This is a genomic window from Ruegeria sp. SAZD013, from assembly GCF_059612525.1.
This window is the reverse complement of the sequence record NZ_JBXWQT010000001.1, coordinates 67,731-83,309: the sequence shown is the minus strand read 5'-3', so window position 1 is coordinate 83,309 and position 15,579 is coordinate 67,731. Positions and strand designations below refer to the sequence as shown.

Sequence of the window (15,579 nt, the reverse complement as noted above, 5' to 3'; positions counted from 1 at the left end):
ATGCGACATGTACGAAAGGTATGGGGGCGTGCCGGGGAGCCTTGACCAGAGGCTGGTGATTTCCCCGAGGCTCTGACCTCATCCCCATAAAGGTCTGGACCCGGCAACATTACTGAATTGGTTCGTTGCACATGGCGACGCTTGTCCATACCGGTCAATAAATTTCGAGAATTTGCCACCGATGGCTTGTTTCTGTGTGAAATCGACTTGTCAGCACCGTCGATCATGAAAGAGAATTCTGTAATAGTCCGCTTATGTATTTGAAAATTTGAGGTACTGCTTCGCGATGGATGTCGATATCGGCCGACTTCATCTGTTTGTTCAGGCACTGGACCGCTATTCCGGAAATGGCGATATGTCCTGTAATGTCCTGAAGATGGCAGGGCTGCGCCCTCAGGATATCGCGCCGCCGGTCTCAACCTACAGCGTACAAAGCGAGGCTTTGTTTATCCGTTATGCATGTGACGCCACCCACGACGTCACGTTTGCGGCTCGCACGGGTCTTGAGGTTACGTCAGCCTCGACCGTGATCGCCTATATCAGCAAGTATTCCCGCGATCTGAAACAGGTGATGGAGAACCTTTCGCGCTTTCACGGCATCATCGACCCTGCCATCGCGCTTAACCTGCGCGTCGCGGGTAACTTTGCGACCTTGGAAGCCGAGTGGAAAGACCCCGGATTTGCGCGGTATCACAGACGCACCGAGTTCCTGATATTTGCTGCCCTGGCCAGAATGCGGAACCTGACGCAAGTCAATCTCTATCCGATAGAAATTCGGTTTCAGCACAGGGTCGGCGACCACGCCCGAAGATTTGAGAAGCTTGCCGGTTTTCCTGTGACCTTTGGGGCTGAGAACCTCGAGATTATCCTGCCACTTTCCGCGCTGGACCTGCCTGTGCCGACATATGACCCCCAACTCAGAGAGCACTTGCTGGGATATGCAGATCGCCTGCTTTCTGAGAGAGGCGCGCCCAAACATCTGACCCGCTCCAATGTCGAAGGGCTGGTTACCCGTTCCCTGCCCGGCGCAATCCCGCAGGCCGAAAGCGTCGCGACTGATCTGGGGATGAGCCTTAGAACCTTCAGCAGGCGCCTCAGGGATGAAGGCACCAGCTATCGCGATGTTGTCGACGAACTGCGGTGCGACCTGGCGCAGACCTTTATCAAGAATGAAATGCCCTTGTCCGAAATCGCCTATTCGCTGGGCTATGCGGATCAGGCCGCATTTTCGACCGCTTTCAAACGTTGGACAGGCCAGCCGCCCAGCGCGTTCAAGACGCGATTGGCACACCCGATACGGACGTGAGACCGGGGGTCATCAGCTTGAAAAACCTCGCCCCGGCCCGTCCCATGAGTGGACAAAACGGATATAGAAGGACAGAAGGTCCGGGCCTTGTGCGTTCCCGCCAATGTGATGGGAGAACAGGCCATCGTGAAGAGCGCCTTGATTGAAAAAAGGCGCCTCGGGTGAGGCGCCTTGGAAATTATTGATCCAGGAAGGACCGAAGTTTTCGGGATCGGCTGGGATGCTTCAGCTTCCGCAGCGCCTTCGCTTCGATCTGGCGAATACGTTCGCGGGTCACGCTGAACTGCTGACCCACCTCTTCAAGCGTGTGATCGGTGTTCATACCGATGCCGAAACGCATCCGCAGCACACGTTCTTCGCGCGGGGTGAGCGAGGCCAAAACCCGTGTGGTGGTTTCCTTGAGGTTTTCCTGAATGGCGCTGTCCAGAGGCAGCACGGCATTCTTGTCCTCGATGAAATCACCCAGCTGGCTGTCTTCTTCGTCACCAATCGGCGTTTCCAGCGAAATCGGCTCTTTGGCGATTTTCATCACCTTGCGAACCTTCTCAAGCGGCATTTGCAGCTTTTCGGCCAGTTCCTCGGGTGTCGGTTCGCGGCCGATCTCGTGCAGCATCTGGCGGCCGGTCCGGACCAGCTTGTTGATCGTTTCGATCATGTGAACCGGAATACGGATCGTGCGCGCCTGATCCGCGATCGAACGCGTGATCGCCTGACGAATCCACCACGTTGCATAGGTCGAGAACTTATAGCCGCGGCGGTATTCGAACTTGTCTACCGCCTTCATCAGGCCGATATTACCTTCCTGAATAAGATCAAGGAATTGCAGGCCGCGGTTCGTGTACTTCTTGGCGATCGAGATCACCAGACGCAGGTTGGCTTCGACCATTTCCTTCTTGGCCTGCCGCGCCTCTTTTTCGCCCTTCTGGACCTGCTGAACGATGCGGCGGAATTCGCTGATGTCCAGACCCACATACTGGCCGACCTGAGCCATGTCGTTGCGCAGCTCTTCGACCTTCGCGGTCGAGCGTTCGATGAACATCTGCCAACCCCGACCCGGCTTTTCCGCCATCTCGGCCAGCCAGTTCGGGTCAAGTTCGCGGCCGCGGTATTCGTCGATGAACTCGCGACGGTTGATCCGCGCCTGATCGGCCAGCTTCACCATCGAGCTGTCCAGCGCCATAACGCGACGGTTGATACCGTAAAGCTGATCGATCAAAGCTTCGATCCGGTTGTTGTGCAGGTGAAGACCATTCACCAGTTGCACAATCTCGGCCCGCAACTTCTGATAAGTCGCCTCGTCCTCTTCGCTGAACGTGCCATCCTCGTTCAGGGTGGCCGAGATACGGCTGTCCTGCATTTCAGACAGCATCGCGAAATCGGTAGAGATCCGTTCCAGAGTGGTCAGAACCTGATCCTTCAATGCCGCTTCCATCGCGGCTAGCGACATATTAACCTGATCGTCTTCGTCATCATCGTCGTCGCTGGTGATCGGGTTGCCATCCGCATCCAGTTCCGGCCCGGCCTCTCTTGCAGGTTTTGCAGCCTGCACGGCAGACGCATCAACGACTGGCGCGTCGCCGTCTTCGTCCAGCTGGTTGCCGAACGTGGTTTCCAGATCGATGACATCCCGCAGCAGAATGTCTTCGGACAACAATTCATCGTGCCAGATGGTGATCGCTTGGAAGGTCAACGGGCTTTCGCACAGGCCTGCGATCATGGTGTTGCGCCCTGCTTCAATCCGCTTGGCGATGGCAATCTCGCCCTCACGGCTGAGCAGTTCAACCGAACCCATCTCGCGCAGATACATGCGAACAGGGTCGTCGGTGCGGTCCAGCTTTTCGGTGGCGGCCCCTGCCAACGCAACCTCACGGTTGCTTTCTGTGGTTGTCAGATCGGTCGAGCCTTTGTTCTCTTCCTCTTCGGCCTCTTCATCTTCGATGATGTTGATGCCCATCTCGGACAGCATCGACATAACGTCTTCGATCTGTTCCGAACTGACCTGATCAGGCGGCAATACCTGATTGAGCTGATCGTAGGTGATGTAACCTTTCTCGCGGGCCTCGGCGATCATCTTCTTGACGTTGGCCTGGCTCATGTCCAGCGAGATTTCCTGTTCCTGCTCGTCGGATTTGCTATCTTCGGTCGTATCTTTGGCGGCCATTCAATGCTCCTGCAGGGATGGGTGATTCGTTTGAACCGAATCATTAGCGCGTAGAAGTGATTCGACCACCCGTTTACCTGTTTTTCTTTTCCAGTGCCTTACGAAAACACCATTTTACCGGCGTTTCCGCTCGAATTTGATGCCGGACATAATCGCCTCGAACGCGTCTTTCTCGTCGCGGTTGATTCGCGCCCCGTTGTCGGCGATGTCGAATATGGCCTTGTCCTCATTCTGGCTTCGGCTTGTCCGATTGCGTTCTTCTGCCGCTTGCGCCAGCCGATATGTCAGCGCCTCATCGGCCAGATCGGACAACTCCTCTGCGGCTTCGGCAATCTCAGCATCCAACCCCCGGAGCGCTTTGATTTTCGCGAGTTCTTCGGCCAGTGTCATCTCGGCCTTTTCGACGTCGCCTGGTTTGAACACACAGGGGATTACGGCGACATGGCGAAGGGCCAGCAGGTTTTCAAGGGCCGAGGGCCCTAAAGTTTCGGTAATGTGGTCCTTCAGATTGTCCGGGTCATCGATCGCGTGGCGCAGGATTGCAGTTCGCAATGCAGCATGATCGGGATCACGGCATTCCATTTCTTCCATTTGGTGTTCGAAATGCACGACGACTTGGGGGTTAAGCGCGGCAATAGCCAGAATGGCCGCTTCGCGCAGTTGAATCTCGGCATTCTCGGACGAGGCCAAAAACGAGGACCGTGCGCCGGGCGTGGCGGGCTGTTTTGGCGGCACCCATTTGCCGCGCGGTTGCCATTGCCGGGATTGCGGCTGCCGTTGCGGACGGAACAATTGCCAGCGCAGATCCTTGATCTCTTGCCCATAATGCGCCCGGATCGATGGGTCGCGGATAAGCTTGATTTTCTCGCGCAGGGACTTGTCCAAAGCCGCCTTGCGTTCGGGGCTGTCGAACACCTTGCCGTCGGTCTCGCGCTGCCACAGCAGCTTGACCATCGGAATGGCTCCATCCAGCACGGCCTTCACGGCGCCTGCCCCATCGACGCGCAGCAGGTCGTCGGGGTCTTTGCCCTCGGGCATCAGGGCAAACCGCAGCGACTTTCCAGCTTCGAGCAGCGGCAAAGCCAGATCAACCGCCCGCATCGCCGCGCGCAGACCTGCTGTGTCGCCGTCCAGCGCAATGATCGGCTCGTCCGATATCCGCCACAGCAGTTGCAATTGATGTTCGGTGATGGCCGTTCCCAAAGGGGCAACCGACGCGCCAAAGCCGGCTTCGACCAGCGCGATCACGTCCATATAGCCTTCGGCCACGATCAGCGGCTGACCCTTCCCCGCCGCCTGACGTGCCGGGCCTTGATTGTAAAGACTGCGTCCTTTGTCAAACAGCTCGGTCTCGGGCGAGTTCAGGTATTTCGCGTTGTCATTGGGGTCCATCGCCCGCCCGCCAAACGCGATACAACGCCCGCGCGGGTCGCGGATCGGGTACATGATGCGGTTGCGGAAGGTGTCATAAGGCTTTTTGCCCTTGTTCGAGGGCTTGGCCAGCCCGGCCCCAAGGATCAGGTCCTCGGCCACGTTCTTGCCGCGCAGATGGTCCCAAAGCGCCTGCCAATCGTCCGGGGCAAATCCAATCTCCCACCGGTCCAGTGCTTGCGCGTTCAACCCGCGGCGCGCGAGGTAGTCTCGTGCGGCGGCTCCTGCCCCGGTCTTGAGTTGCAGGCGGAAGAACTGCGCTGCCTGCTCCATCACATCAGCCAGCTGTGTTCGGTGGTCCTGTTTTTCCTGCGCCTTCGGATCGCGCGCAGGCATCGGCATCCCGGCTTCGCGGGCCAGAATCTCGACAGCTTCGATGAACGAGACATTCTCGGTCTCTTTCACAAAACTAATCGCGTCGCCTTTGGCGTGACAGCCAAAGCAGTAGTAAAACCCCTTTTGGTCATCCACGTGGAACGAGGCCGTCTTTTCATGATGGAACGGGCAAGGCGCCCACATATCCCCTTTGCCCGGATTGGACTTGCGTTGGTCCCACATGACTTTGCGCCCGACAACCTGAGACAGGCTGAGCCGCGTGCGCAATTCGTCCAGAAATCCGGGGGGCAATGACATGAGTCAAACCTGACAGAAACAGGAACGCGCGCCAAGGGGATGGCGCGCGGTTGTCCACAGGGAAATTGCCGGGTTGTGGATTATTGTTGCAGGCACAGTTCAAGCCACGCCGCGCCCAGGTCTTTCTTGCGCACATCCCGCATCTTTTGCTCATAAACCCAAGGTGTGATCAGCGGGATTGCAGCATTGTAGTTTTCGGGCCATGTCGGGCCGCTATCCGCCACCGCTTGTACAACGTCACGTTCGTTTACACGGTCCAGTCGCGCCTTTTGAATCGCAGCCACCACATCTGCTTGATACTTGCAGCTTTGCTCCTTGGTTTCCTGAGCGGCCAAAGGGGTGGCCAACAGAGCCGCAACAAAAGCGATACGCAACATGGAATTCTCCGGAGATTCGTTTCTTTGACGTAGATTGCCCGTCAACCTAACGGGCTGTCATGGACATTCAAGCCGCAGCCGATGCAGGCGGGGCGAATTGATCACCCCGCCTGTCTGATTCAGAGACCTTTGGCGCGGTAGCTTTTCGCAACACGGTCAATCGCCACGATATAAGCCGCCGTGCGCAGGTCCTCGACATCATCACGGCTGTGCCAAACCTCACGCATCGACTGATAAGCAATGCGCATCGTGTCATCGAGACCCGAGCGCACCAGCTCAAGCTCATCCGCGCCTTTGAGGTACTTGGCCTTAAAGTCCGGCGACATAGACCATGCATCGCCCAGGTACCGGTCCAGCCTTTCCAGCTCGCTGACGATCAGTTCATGACGCGATTCTTCCTGTCGACGCTGCATCCGGCCAAAGCGGATATGGCTAAGGTTCTTGACCCATTCAAAATAAGACACCGTCACACCGCCCGCATTTGCATACATGTCGGGGATGATCACTGTGCCTTTCTTGCGCAGGACTTCATCCGCGCCAGCGGTAACCGGACCATTGGCAGCTTCGATAATCAGCGGCGCCTTGATCCGATCGGCGTTCGACAGGTTAATAACACCCTCCAAAGCCGCCGGGATCAGAATGTCGCATTCGGCCTCCATCACTGCTGCACTTTCAGCGGAATGGGTCGCATCGGGATAGTCTTTTACGCCGCCGTGTTTGACAATCCACTGCCGCACGGCTTCGACGTCAATGCCGTCGGGATTAAATAGTGCACCATCCCATTCGATGATTCCGGTGATGAGCGCGCCGTCTTCTTCGCTCAGGAACTTGGCTGCGTGATAACCTACATTGCCAAGCCCCTGCACGATAATGCGCTTACCATCCAGTTTGCCCGACAAACCTGCTTTTTGAATGTCTTCAGGGTGGCGGAAAAACTCGCGCAGCGCATATTGGATGCCACGTCCGGTCGCCTCGACCCGCCCGGCAATGCCGCCCGCATTCAAGGGCTTGCCGGTGACACAGGCGCGCGCGTTGATATCCGTTGTGTTCATCCGCGCGTATTGGTCGGCGATCCAGGCCATCTCACGTTCGCCGGTGCCCATATCGGGCGCAGGCACGTTTTGCGATGGGTTTATCAGGTCTCGCTTTGCAAGCTCATACGCAAATCGCCGCGTGATCTGTTCCAGCTCATGCTCTTCATATTCTCGTGGATCAATGCAAAGCCCCCCCTTGGAGCCACCAAACGGCGTTTCAACAAGCGCGCACTTATACGTCATCAGCGCAGCCAGGGCTTCGACTTCGTCCTGATTCACTGCGGTGGCATATCGAATACCGCCCTTGACCGGCTCCATATGTTCCGAGTGGACAGATCTGTAGCCGGTGAAGGTATGAATTTCACCACGCAACCGAACACCAAATCGAACTGTGTAGGTTGCGTTGCAGACACGGATCTTTTGCTCCAACCCCGGCGGCAGCTCCATAAGGGCGGCTGCCCTGTTGAACATCAGGTCAACACTTTCACGAAAGCTGGGTTCTTTGATGCCGGTCATAAAATCCTCCGTAGCGGTACATGACGATACGTCACGACGTTTTGTCGCACCACTGACGGCATGCTGCAATCAAACAATGCACTTTTTTTAATCATTTTATGAACGCATGCTTAGTTGCCCTAGGGTGAGTCGCTCAGATCGGCCAACTCCTTAACGAATTGTTTTCATTTCATCGACAGATCACCTGAAACGGTCCGAATTATACCCCTCGGGCGCGTAAAAAGGCCAAAACCAAGCCTTTTTCGCCCAATTCACGCCACGTTTGAAAATTAACTTTGTCCCAAATCTCTTTTTCTTTGACGCACGAATTCGACGTGTGAAGCGGAGTAACCAGAATGCTTAATTCCTTGCTTTGTAACGACGGCTCGAAACCGAAGCGCAAAACGTTCAAGTTAGTGCAGTTCGCTCGGAACGAAGATGGCGTCTTCACCATTTTCGTATTGTTTATGGTGGTCCTGATGCTGGCGATTACCGGCATGGCCATGGATGTCATGAAGTATGAGCGTGACCGCGCTAGCCTGCAATCCACACTGGACCGCGCTGTGCTTGCCGCCGCAGACCTCGACCAGGACCTTCCCGCCAAGGCGGTCGTCGATTCTTACATGGACAAGGCCGGGCTGGGCAATCTGAATGCCATTACGACGGTCGTCGAAGGTTTCGGCTCCAAAAAAGTAACTGCTACAGCTGAAGCGGTTGTGCCGACCCGCTATCTGAGGTTCGGCAAAGTCACCGAACTGGGCCTTGTTGCGACCAGCGCGGCTGAAGAATCCATTGGCGCTGTCGAAATCTCGTTGGTTCTCGACATCTCCGGCTCCATGTCTCAATCGTCCGCCACGCCATCAAAGACAAAAATCGCGGTATTGAGAGAAGCTGCGTCGGAATTTGTGAGGCTCATGCTAGACAAACCTGACGAAACACAGATTTCAATCTCGATTGTTCCTTATGCAACGCAGGTCAACGCTGGTGCATCAATCCTGGACAAGTTCACGAATGTCACGCAGGAGCACAGCTATTCGCACTGCGTAAACTTCATTCCGGAACAGTACAGCGATTCTGATCTGGAACGGGATGACACGTTGGAGCGCACCGCCCATTTCGATCCTTTCACCTATTCTGAAGGGTCAATCGACCTGCCCGTTTGTCCGGTCCGCGCAGGGAGTGCAATCACCCCTGTCACCGACAATATGAACAAACTGCTTGCCCAGATTGCGTCCCTCACCCCCGGTGGGAACACATCAATCGATATTGGGATGAAGTGGGGTACTGCCTTGCTGGACCCGAGCATGCGCGGAATTGTTCGCGACCTGTCACTGGAACAGGATCCATCCTATGCAGGTACAACAATTGTGCCATCAAAATTCTCGGTCCGTCCCTCGGACTATGGCACCGACGTTCTGAAAATCGCCATTGTTATGACCGATGGTCAGAACACCGATCAATACATGCTTAACCCATCGCTGCGCGAAGGTATGTCAGACGTCTGGTACAACCCGGAAGCTGATGAGTACACCGTGTACCACTCTGAGGGTCGTCCGAATTTTTTCTGGCCTCAGCAGGACGTTTGGGCGGATCATCCCTACGGAAACCCGGAACCTGAGACAGAGCTGAACGAAGAACCCGGAACAGCCGTTCGGTTGACATATCCTGAACTGTTTAACCGAGTATCTTTGGCATGGAACGCACGGTACAACTATTACTGGCAGTCCAGCGGTTGGGCAGAATGGTATTCCAAGGCCTACGCGAAAGTCGAAACGTCGGCCAAGAACCAGCGCACCAAGCACATTTGTGATGCGGCCAAAGATCAGGGTATCATCGTTTACGGTATCGCATTCGAAGCGCCCAGAAGCGGATACAGGACCCTCAAAGACTGTGCCAGCTCTGACAGCCACGTCTATGACGTAAGTGGCCTGAACCTTGAGAAAGCCTTTGAATCCATCGCATCGTCGATCCGCAAGCTGAGGCTAACCCAATGATCAGCAGAAAGCTGTCGATGCTACGCCTGTTTCGACAATCCGAGGCAGGGAATGCGACAATCGAGTTCATCATGCTCGTACCCTTCTTCCTGGCGCTTCTCGTGGCAGGAGCCGAACTGTCCATCATCACAATGCGGCATGCTGCTTTGGAGCGTGGGGTTGACCTGATCGTAAGGGATATTCGGCTGGGTACAGGTACGGACTGGAATCACGACGTGATCAGGGATCGGATTTGCGAAGTGTCCGGAATCAAGGATTGTACAGGGAATTTGCGACTGCAAATGGTCAAGCAGGACGCGTTCGCTGGTATCTTGCTTTCGGATGACATCCCCTGCACGGACAGTTCTGAAGATCCCAAGCCGGTTCTGGATTTCAAGAGCGGCCAGTCCAATGAGTTGATGATCCTACGTGCCTGCCTGCGCATAGATCCGGTTCTTGAGACCTCTGCCATTGCCAAGCTTGTCCCGGACGCTACCGGCCACTACGCGGTGACCGCAACAACGGCATTCGTACAGGAGCCACTGTAAGATCATGTCTGTACTCCAAAATCTGAGAAATCGCGTCAAAGTCTTCAAGAAAGACGAAAGTGGCATTCTGACCGTAGAAGCCCTCATGATTTTTCCACTGATGTTATGGACGATTACGTTCACGTTCACAGCATTCGAGGGGTTTCGTCAAAGCGCGTCCAATCTGAAGGCAGCTTATACAATCAGCGACCTGATTTCGCGTGAAACGCAGGCCGTAACAGATGTGTATATCGACTCGCTGCACGATTTGGCGGGCAAGATGATCAATAACCGGTCAGACGTGAAAATGCGTGTCTCGCTGATCGTTTACGATGAGGACGATAAACGCCACTATGTGCGCTGGTCGACCGTTCGCGGCTTTGACAATGAGTGGGACGACAACAGCATCGATGAAATCGAAGATCGCCTGCCGCCGATGCCCAATCAGGATACGGTCATTCTGGTCGAAACGTCGAATGAGTACATCCCCACGTTTAGACCGGGTTGGGACTTTGCGACAGGTATCACTTTTGAGAACTTCATCTTCACCCGTCCCCGCTTTACCAACGAAGTTGCGTGTAACTTATCCAGGACCCCGTTCGTCTGCACAAATAGCGGATAGAATTTCGGACATGAACTTGGCTTCGGCGGCAGATGTCATGCCGCCAACGCCAACCCGGTGACCTACCCGCCACCACAATCCCGGAGCCCAGCGGTTCGCCGCTTTGTTTCGCGTACGGACCAGAAAGCCGTTTGACGGTTTGAACGCGAATACACCCCGATCTACCGTTTCAATATCGGCCACTTCCGCGATGACCTGACCCGATCCCGTTCGCAACTCGGTCCGGGTCAATTCGATACAGTCTTCTGTGGCGCGCCAGACCCGAAGCGCCAGCCAAAGCGATGCACCGCCGACGACAAACAGAAACACCTGCCAAACCGGTTCGGGCGGCGATGCCAGCGCGACATAGGTAACCAGCATTCCAACCGTTGTCAGCATCCCTACCCCGGTCCATCGTCTGGGGGATGAGGCCTGAATCGTTGCCAACACGTCGTCCTGCATGGATGTCTCCTGTCTGATCCGCTTCGATCTAGCCATTTTGCGCCGGAAACAACAGGGGTTTGGCTGCAAAACAATTTCGCACAGGTCCGGTTATTTTGTGCAAATTGACTGCTGTGGCGCAGAGATTACATGCTGCCCGGATGAAACGGAGGCAAACATGTCCCTTAGACCGACGTTGGAAACACGCAAAGCCATCCCCACAATGGAAGGGGCTGGTGTGAAACTTCACCGCGCATTCGGGTTTCAGGACCCGTCCGAACTGGATCCCTTTCTGCTGTTTGATGATTTCAGAAATGAACGCCCGCAGGATTATCAGGCCGGTTTTCCCTGGCACCCGCACCGGGGGATCGAAACGATCACTTACGTCCTGACCGGCACGGTCGAACATTCGGATTCGCTGGGCAACACCGGCACGCTTAGCGCCGGTGATGTGCAATGGATGACCGCCGGATCCGGTATCCTGCATCAGGAAATGCCAAGCGGCAACATCTCAGGCCAGATGCACGGCTTCCAGTTGTGGGGCAACCTGCCTTCGGACCAGAAGATGACCGCCCCGCGCTATCAGGACGTCCAAAGCAAGGATATCCCCGAAATCACCGATGACGATGGCACGACAGTGCGGGTGATCGTAGGTGATTTTTGGGGTAAAACCGGACCTGTAGACGGGATAGCTGCTGACCCGCAATATCTGGATATCTCCATCCCTGCGCGTGTGAAGAGAACTTTCCGGATCGATACGTACCGCCGTGCTTTCGCATATGTGTTTCAGGGTCAGGCCGCCTTTGCCGATGCCTCGCAGCCGACTGGCGTGCTGCTGGAAAAGGAAATCGGCGGGCAAGAGGTCAATATCCGCGACATGTCCGGGGATCGCACGCTTGTCCGTTTTGGCACTGGCGATGAAATCACCGTTCAGGCTGGCCCCCAAGGCGTGCGGTTCCTACTGATCTCAGGGGCTCCCATCAACGAACCCGTCGCCTGGCATGGCCCCATCGTGATGAACACGCGGGCCGAACTGGAACAGGCATTTCGCGAGCTGCGCAATGGTACGTTCATTCGCCCCGCGCACTAACAGCGTGACGGTTTGACTTTGTCAGGCCGTCACTGCCTTGTGCACCATGTTCCAATAGATCTCCTCGACCTCGTCCAGAGACAGGCGACCGCCCGAGCGGTACCAGGTCATCACGCCATTCAGCATGGCAATCACGGCCAGCGTTGCAATCTTCGTGTCCGAAATTGCGAAATGTCCGGCCTGCTGCCCTGAATCAAGGATGCTTTCCAGCACGTTTTCGTATTGGCGCCGCAGGTCTTCGATTTCAGCAAAGTTTTCGGGTGAAAGATTGCGCAACTCCATATAGGCGATGAAAACTTCGTCGGGGCGTTGCAAATGGAAGCGGATGTGAAAGCCGATAAACTGGCGCAAGGCGTCTTTTGCATCGTCGCAACGGCCCATTGCATCTTGCGCCTCAAGCAGGTCCTGCATGTGTTCGCGCATCAACCGGTGCAAAAGGCTCTGTTTGTCGGGCGTATAGTTATAAAGCGCGCCTGCCTGGACCCCGACCTCTTTCGCGATCTGCCGCATCGAGACGGCGGCATACCCATAGCGGGCGAACAGGTGCAGCGCAGCCTTGCGGATACGCGGGCCGGTTATGTCGGAATGTGAGCCTTGAGTGCGTGCCATAGGTCTACAGTATATGAACAGATGTTCATATAGAACCCCGCTTGAACGATGTCGTCAAAACGTGCATCACGATGGGGCAACAAAGACCGAAAAGCCTGCGACATGAAACTGCTGCCTGTTTTGCCCCTTATTCTATTTTGCACTGCCTGTGCGGACATTCCCGAGCTGGAAGGCAGCGAACCGGCTGCGGTCAGATCCGCCCCCTACCCGCGCCTTGTTCCGTTGCAGGAAACCTTGGGGCCACCGGTGGATCCGATCCATCAGGCGGCCGCCGTCGAAGACGAACTGACACAACGCAGCAATACCTTGGCTCAAAAGGCGCAGGCGCTACAAAACGCGCAAACCAACTGACGCGCCATAAATCACCCCCACTATCCCCCGGTGACGGATTGCACCCTTGGCCTGAACCCGCTAAGGCAGCGCTGATTGGACAAGCATCCGACACCAGAAAATACGAGCGGAAAAGGACCACGACATGACACAGGCACTGCGGCTGGGAATTGCGGGCTTGGGAACGGTCGGCGTGGGTGTCGTCAAGATCGTCCGCCGCCATGCAGAGTTGTTGCAGGCCCGTACAGGCCGTTCGATTGAAATCGTGGCTGTTTCCGCGCGCGACCCGAACAAGGACCGTGGCGTGAACCTGTCGGACTATGCCTGGGAAACTGATCCGGTTGCATTGGCAAAACGCGATGACATAGACGTTTACGTCGAATTGATGGGTGGCGAGAATGGTCCAGCCAAAGCCTCGGTCGAAGCAGCATTGGCCAGTGGCAAGGATGTGGTCACGGCCAACAAGGCGTTGCTGGCCATCCACGGGCAGGAACTGGCTGAAAAAGCCGAGGCCGCCGGTCGTGTGATCCGGTTTGAGGCCGCTGTCGCTGGTGGTATCCCGGTGATCAAGTCCCTGACCGAAGGTCTGGCGGGTAACGAGATCACCCGCGTGATGGGAGTGATGAACGGGACGTGCAACTACATCCTGACTCGGATGCAGTCGCAGCGTCAGGGCTATAATGCCCTTTTCGATGAATGCGCCGAATTGGGATATCTGGAGGCAGACCCCAATCTGGACGTTGGGGGTATCGACGCTGCGCACAAGCTGGCTCTGCTATCCTCGATTGCGTTTGGGACCAAGCCGAATTTCGACGCGATCGAGATTGAGGGTATCCAGCAGATCAGCCTGGACGACATCGACCAGGCCGAAGACATGGGCTTTCGCATCAAGCTGCTGGGCGTGGCGCAGCGCACCGCGCGCGGGCTGGAGCAACGTATGCAGCCCTGCCTGGTACCCAGTGACTCACCACTGGGCCAGCTGGAAGGCGGCACCAATATGGTCGTGATCGAAGGCGACGCGGTTGAGCAGGTTGTTCTGCGCGGCCCCGGCGCGGGCGAAGGCCCGACAGCCAGCGCTGTGATGGGCGATGTCTGCGATCTGGCGCGCGGATTGCAAATCCCGACCTTTGGCCGCCCGGCCACCACGCTTGAAACCGCAGTTCCCGCCGTCACCGGCCGACCTGCGCCGTATTATCTGCGACTGGGCCTGCTGGATAAACCTGGTGCATTGGCCAAGGTTGCGGCCATTCTGGGCAATGCCGGGGTGTCAATCGACCGGATGCGCCAATATGCACATGCCGAAAGCACAGCGCCTGTACTGATCGTCACCCATAAGACCACCCGAACGGCGCTAGACGTCGCGTTGGAGGGTTTCCGCGAAACCGATGTGGTGGCAGGCGACCCGGTTGCATTGCGGATTGAAGCGGTTTGACCTTGCGGCCTGCATGAAACGCAAGCTATGCCGGAAGACACGGCTATACTGACCAGAGGATACAGAAACATGAGTGCTGCCAAGACCGATTTCAATGACCGCCTGCTGTCTCTGGGGCTGGCGAGGGTAGCGGAACAGGCTGCACTGGCTTCGGCTTCGCTTGTGGGCCGGGGCGATGAGAAGGCCGCGGATCAGGCCGCAGTGAACGCGATGCGGGAACAGCTGAACCTGCTGGATATAGCAGGTGTCGTGGTCATCGGTGAAGGCGAGCGTGACGAGGCACCGATGCTGTATATCGGCGAAGAGGTTGGCACCGGAAATGGCCCCGGCGTGGATATCGCACTGGATCCGCTGGAAGGCACCACGCTGACCGCCAAGGATATGCCGAACGCACTGACCGTCATCGCAATGGGCCCGCGCGGCTCGATGCTGCACGCGCCGGATGTCTATATGGACAAACTGGCGGTTGGCCCGGGTCTGCCGGAAGGCGTTGTCAATCTGGACATGACGCCGCGCGAGCGTGTCGAAGCGCTGGCCAAGGCCAAGGGGTGCAAACCGGCCGACATCACCGTCTGCATTCTGGAACGCCCGCGCCACGAAGCGATGATTGCCGAAGTGCGCGAAACCGGTGCCGCGATCCGTCTGATCACTGATGGTGACGTGGCGGGTGTCATGCACTGCGCCGAAAGCGAAGTGACCGGCATCGACATGTATATGGGCCAGGGCGGCGCGCCCGAAGGTGTGTTGGCCGCCGCTGCGCTGAAATGTATGGGCGGGCAGATTTTTGGCCGCCTGTTGTTCCGGAACGATGACGAACGTAGCCGGGCCGCCAAGGCTGGCATCACCGATCTGGACCGAGTTTATGCACGTGATGAGATGGTGACGGCGGATGTGATCTTTGCCGCCACCGGCGTGACTGGCGGCTCTTTGCTGCCCCGGATCAAGCGCGAGCCCGGCTGGGTGGAAACCACGACGCTGTTGATGCGGTCCAAGACCGGGTCGGTACGCCGCATGTCCTACCGCACGCCGACTTGGCCGCATGACAATTCATAACGGCTTGCGCCGTTGCCTTCGGCCAGAGTATTTCTGAAAAGGTGAAGAGGCCGGGTCCGCAAGGGTCCGGCCTTGGCGCATAAGAG

14 protein-coding genes are annotated in these 15,579 nt (G+C 56.7%); 8 read left to right on the top strand and 6 right to left on the bottom strand.

The window, feature by feature from the left end; all coding sequences use genetic code 11:
* The first annotated feature begins 286 nt into the window (after positions 1–286).
* Positions 287–1,306, top strand: a complete 1,020-nt coding sequence (locus AC2FLU_RS00375) for a helix-turn-helix domain-containing protein (protein WP_496808165.1) — start codon at positions 287–289, stop codon at positions 1,304–1,306.
* A gap of 178 nt (positions 1,307–1,484) precedes the next feature.
* On the opposite strand, the gene rpoD is transcribed toward AC2FLU_RS00375, so the two are convergent.
* From rpoD to AC2FLU_RS00355, 4 genes are all read right to left on the bottom strand, one after another.
* On the bottom strand, positions 1,485–3,467 hold the full coding sequence (gene rpoD / locus AC2FLU_RS00370; RefSeq protein WP_480476408.1) for an RNA polymerase sigma factor RpoD: 1,983 nt from the start codon (positions 3,465–3,467) through the stop codon (positions 1,485–1,487).
* A 114-nt stretch (positions 3,468–3,581) separates the two neighbouring features.
* The gene (gene dnaG / locus AC2FLU_RS00365) at positions 3,582–5,531 is read right to left on the bottom strand and encodes a DNA primase (RefSeq protein WP_496811756.1); all 1,950 of its coding nucleotides are present in this window, start codon (positions 5,529–5,531) and stop codon (positions 3,582–3,584) included.
* Between the two features lie 80 nt (positions 5,532–5,611).
* On the bottom strand, positions 5,612–5,908 hold the full coding sequence (locus AC2FLU_RS00360; RefSeq protein ID WP_480554631.1) for a hypothetical protein: 297 nt from the start codon (positions 5,906–5,908) through the stop codon (positions 5,612–5,614).
* Positions 5,909–6,027: 119 nt separating this feature from the next.
* Positions 6,028–7,458, bottom strand: a complete 1,431-nt coding sequence (locus tag AC2FLU_RS00355; RefSeq protein ID WP_496714545.1) for a Glu/Leu/Phe/Val family dehydrogenase — start codon at positions 7,456–7,458, stop codon at positions 6,028–6,030.
* A 335-nt stretch (positions 7,459–7,793) separates the two neighbouring features.
* Between AC2FLU_RS00355 and AC2FLU_RS00350 the strand changes: the two genes are divergently transcribed.
* The 3 genes from AC2FLU_RS00350 to AC2FLU_RS00340 are packed head-to-tail and all read left to right on the top strand — an operon-like array spanning position 7,794 to position 10,559.
* Positions 7,794–9,431, top strand: a complete 1,638-nt coding sequence (locus AC2FLU_RS00350; RefSeq protein WP_496808166.1) for a Tad domain-containing protein — start codon at positions 7,794–7,796, stop codon at positions 9,429–9,431.
* On the top strand, positions 9,428–9,958 hold the full coding sequence (locus AC2FLU_RS00345; protein WP_480516530.1) for a TadE/TadG family type IV pilus assembly protein: 531 nt from the start codon (positions 9,428–9,430) through the stop codon (positions 9,956–9,958). The genes AC2FLU_RS00350 and AC2FLU_RS00345 overlap by 4 nt, the downstream gene beginning before the upstream one ends.
* 4 nt (positions 9,959–9,962) lie before the next feature.
* Positions 9,963–10,559: a TadE/TadG family type IV pilus assembly protein gene (locus tag AC2FLU_RS00340; RefSeq protein ID WP_480516528.1), complete on the top strand. Its 597-nt coding sequence runs from the start codon at positions 9,963–9,965 to the stop codon at positions 10,557–10,559.
* Here AC2FLU_RS00340 and AC2FLU_RS00335 read toward each other — a convergent pair.
* Complete coding sequence (locus AC2FLU_RS00335) at positions 10,521–11,000, bottom strand: hypothetical protein (protein ID WP_480476394.1); 480 nt, start codon at positions 10,998–11,000, stop codon at positions 10,521–10,523. The two genes, AC2FLU_RS00340 and AC2FLU_RS00335, sit on opposite strands and share 39 nt — an antisense overlap.
* Before the next feature lie 157 nt (positions 11,001–11,157).
* On the opposite strand from AC2FLU_RS00335, the gene AC2FLU_RS00330 reads away from it, so the two are divergent.
* Positions 11,158–12,069 (top strand): pirin family protein, encoded by a 912-nt coding sequence (locus AC2FLU_RS00330; protein ID WP_496808168.1) that lies wholly within the window; start codon positions 11,158–11,160, stop codon positions 12,067–12,069.
* Between the two features lie 21 nt (positions 12,070–12,090).
* On the opposite strand, the gene AC2FLU_RS00325 is transcribed toward AC2FLU_RS00330, so the two are convergent.
* Positions 12,091–12,678 carry a TetR/AcrR family transcriptional regulator gene (locus AC2FLU_RS00325; protein WP_480622370.1) on the bottom strand — a complete coding sequence of 196 codons (588 nt, stop codon included), beginning with the start codon at positions 12,676–12,678 and terminating at the stop codon, positions 12,091–12,093.
* 102 nt (positions 12,679–12,780) lie between these two features.
* On the opposite strand from AC2FLU_RS00325, the gene AC2FLU_RS00320 reads away from it, so the two are divergent.
* The 3 genes from AC2FLU_RS00320 (at position 12,781) to glpX (ending at position 15,493) form a co-directional block, all read left to right on the top strand.
* Positions 12,781–13,029 (top strand): hypothetical protein, encoded by a 249-nt coding sequence (locus AC2FLU_RS00320; protein ID WP_496811755.1) that lies wholly within the window; start codon positions 12,781–12,783, stop codon positions 13,027–13,029.
* Positions 13,030–13,153: 124 nt separating this feature from the next.
* Complete coding sequence (locus AC2FLU_RS00315; protein ID WP_480516520.1) at positions 13,154–14,440, top strand: homoserine dehydrogenase; 1,287 nt, start codon at positions 13,154–13,156, stop codon at positions 14,438–14,440.
* Between the two features lie 69 nt (positions 14,441–14,509).
* Complete coding sequence (gene glpX, locus AC2FLU_RS00310; protein WP_480516517.1) at positions 14,510–15,493, top strand: class II fructose-bisphosphatase; 984 nt, start codon at positions 14,510–14,512, stop codon at positions 15,491–15,493.
* Positions 15,494–15,579 lie beyond the last annotated feature (86 nt).

Excerpts from the sequence above, each read along its gene's own strand:
- AC2FLU_RS00335 (WP_480476394.1), bottom strand. The coding sequence starts at position 11,000 with ATGCAGGACGACGTGTTGGCAACGATTCAGGCCTCATCCCCCAGACGA.
- glpX (WP_480516517.1), top strand. The coding sequence starts at position 14,510 with ATGAGTGCTGCCAAGACCGATTTCAATGACCGCCTGCTGTCTCTGGGG.
- AC2FLU_RS00340 (WP_480516528.1), top strand. The coding sequence starts at position 9,963 with ATGTCTGTACTCCAAAATCTGAGAAATCGCGTCAAAGTCTTCAAGAAA.
- AC2FLU_RS00315 (WP_480516520.1), top strand. The coding sequence starts at position 13,154 with ATGACACAGGCACTGCGGCTGGGAATTGCGGGCTTGGGAACGGTCGGC.
- AC2FLU_RS00330 (WP_496808168.1), top strand. The coding sequence starts at position 11,158 with ATGTCCCTTAGACCGACGTTGGAAACACGCAAAGCCATCCCCACAATG.
- AC2FLU_RS00355 (WP_496714545.1), bottom strand. The coding sequence starts at position 7,458 with ATGACCGGCATCAAAGAACCCAGCTTTCGTGAAAGTGTTGACCTGATG.
- AC2FLU_RS00345 (WP_480516530.1), top strand. The coding sequence starts at position 9,428 with ATGATCAGCAGAAAGCTGTCGATGCTACGCCTGTTTCGACAATCCGAG.
- AC2FLU_RS00360 (WP_480554631.1), bottom strand. The coding sequence starts at position 5,908 with ATGTTGCGTATCGCTTTTGTTGCGGCTCTGTTGGCCACCCCTTTGGCC.
- AC2FLU_RS00350 (WP_496808166.1), top strand. The coding sequence starts at position 7,794 with ATGCTTAATTCCTTGCTTTGTAACGACGGCTCGAAACCGAAGCGCAAA.
- AC2FLU_RS00375 (WP_496808165.1), top strand. The coding sequence starts at position 287 with ATGGATGTCGATATCGGCCGACTTCATCTGTTTGTTCAGGCACTGGAC.
- AC2FLU_RS00320 (WP_496811755.1), top strand. The coding sequence starts at position 12,781 with ATGAAACTGCTGCCTGTTTTGCCCCTTATTCTATTTTGCACTGCCTGT.
- rpoD (WP_480476408.1), bottom strand. The coding sequence starts at position 3,467 with ATGGCCGCCAAAGATACGACCGAAGATAGCAAATCCGACGAGCAGGAA.
- dnaG (WP_496811756.1), bottom strand. The coding sequence starts at position 5,531 with ATGTCATTGCCCCCCGGATTTCTGGACGAATTGCGCACGCGGCTCAGC.
- AC2FLU_RS00325 (WP_480622370.1), bottom strand. The coding sequence starts at position 12,678 with ATGGCACGCACTCAAGGCTCACATTCCGACATAACCGGCCCGCGTATC.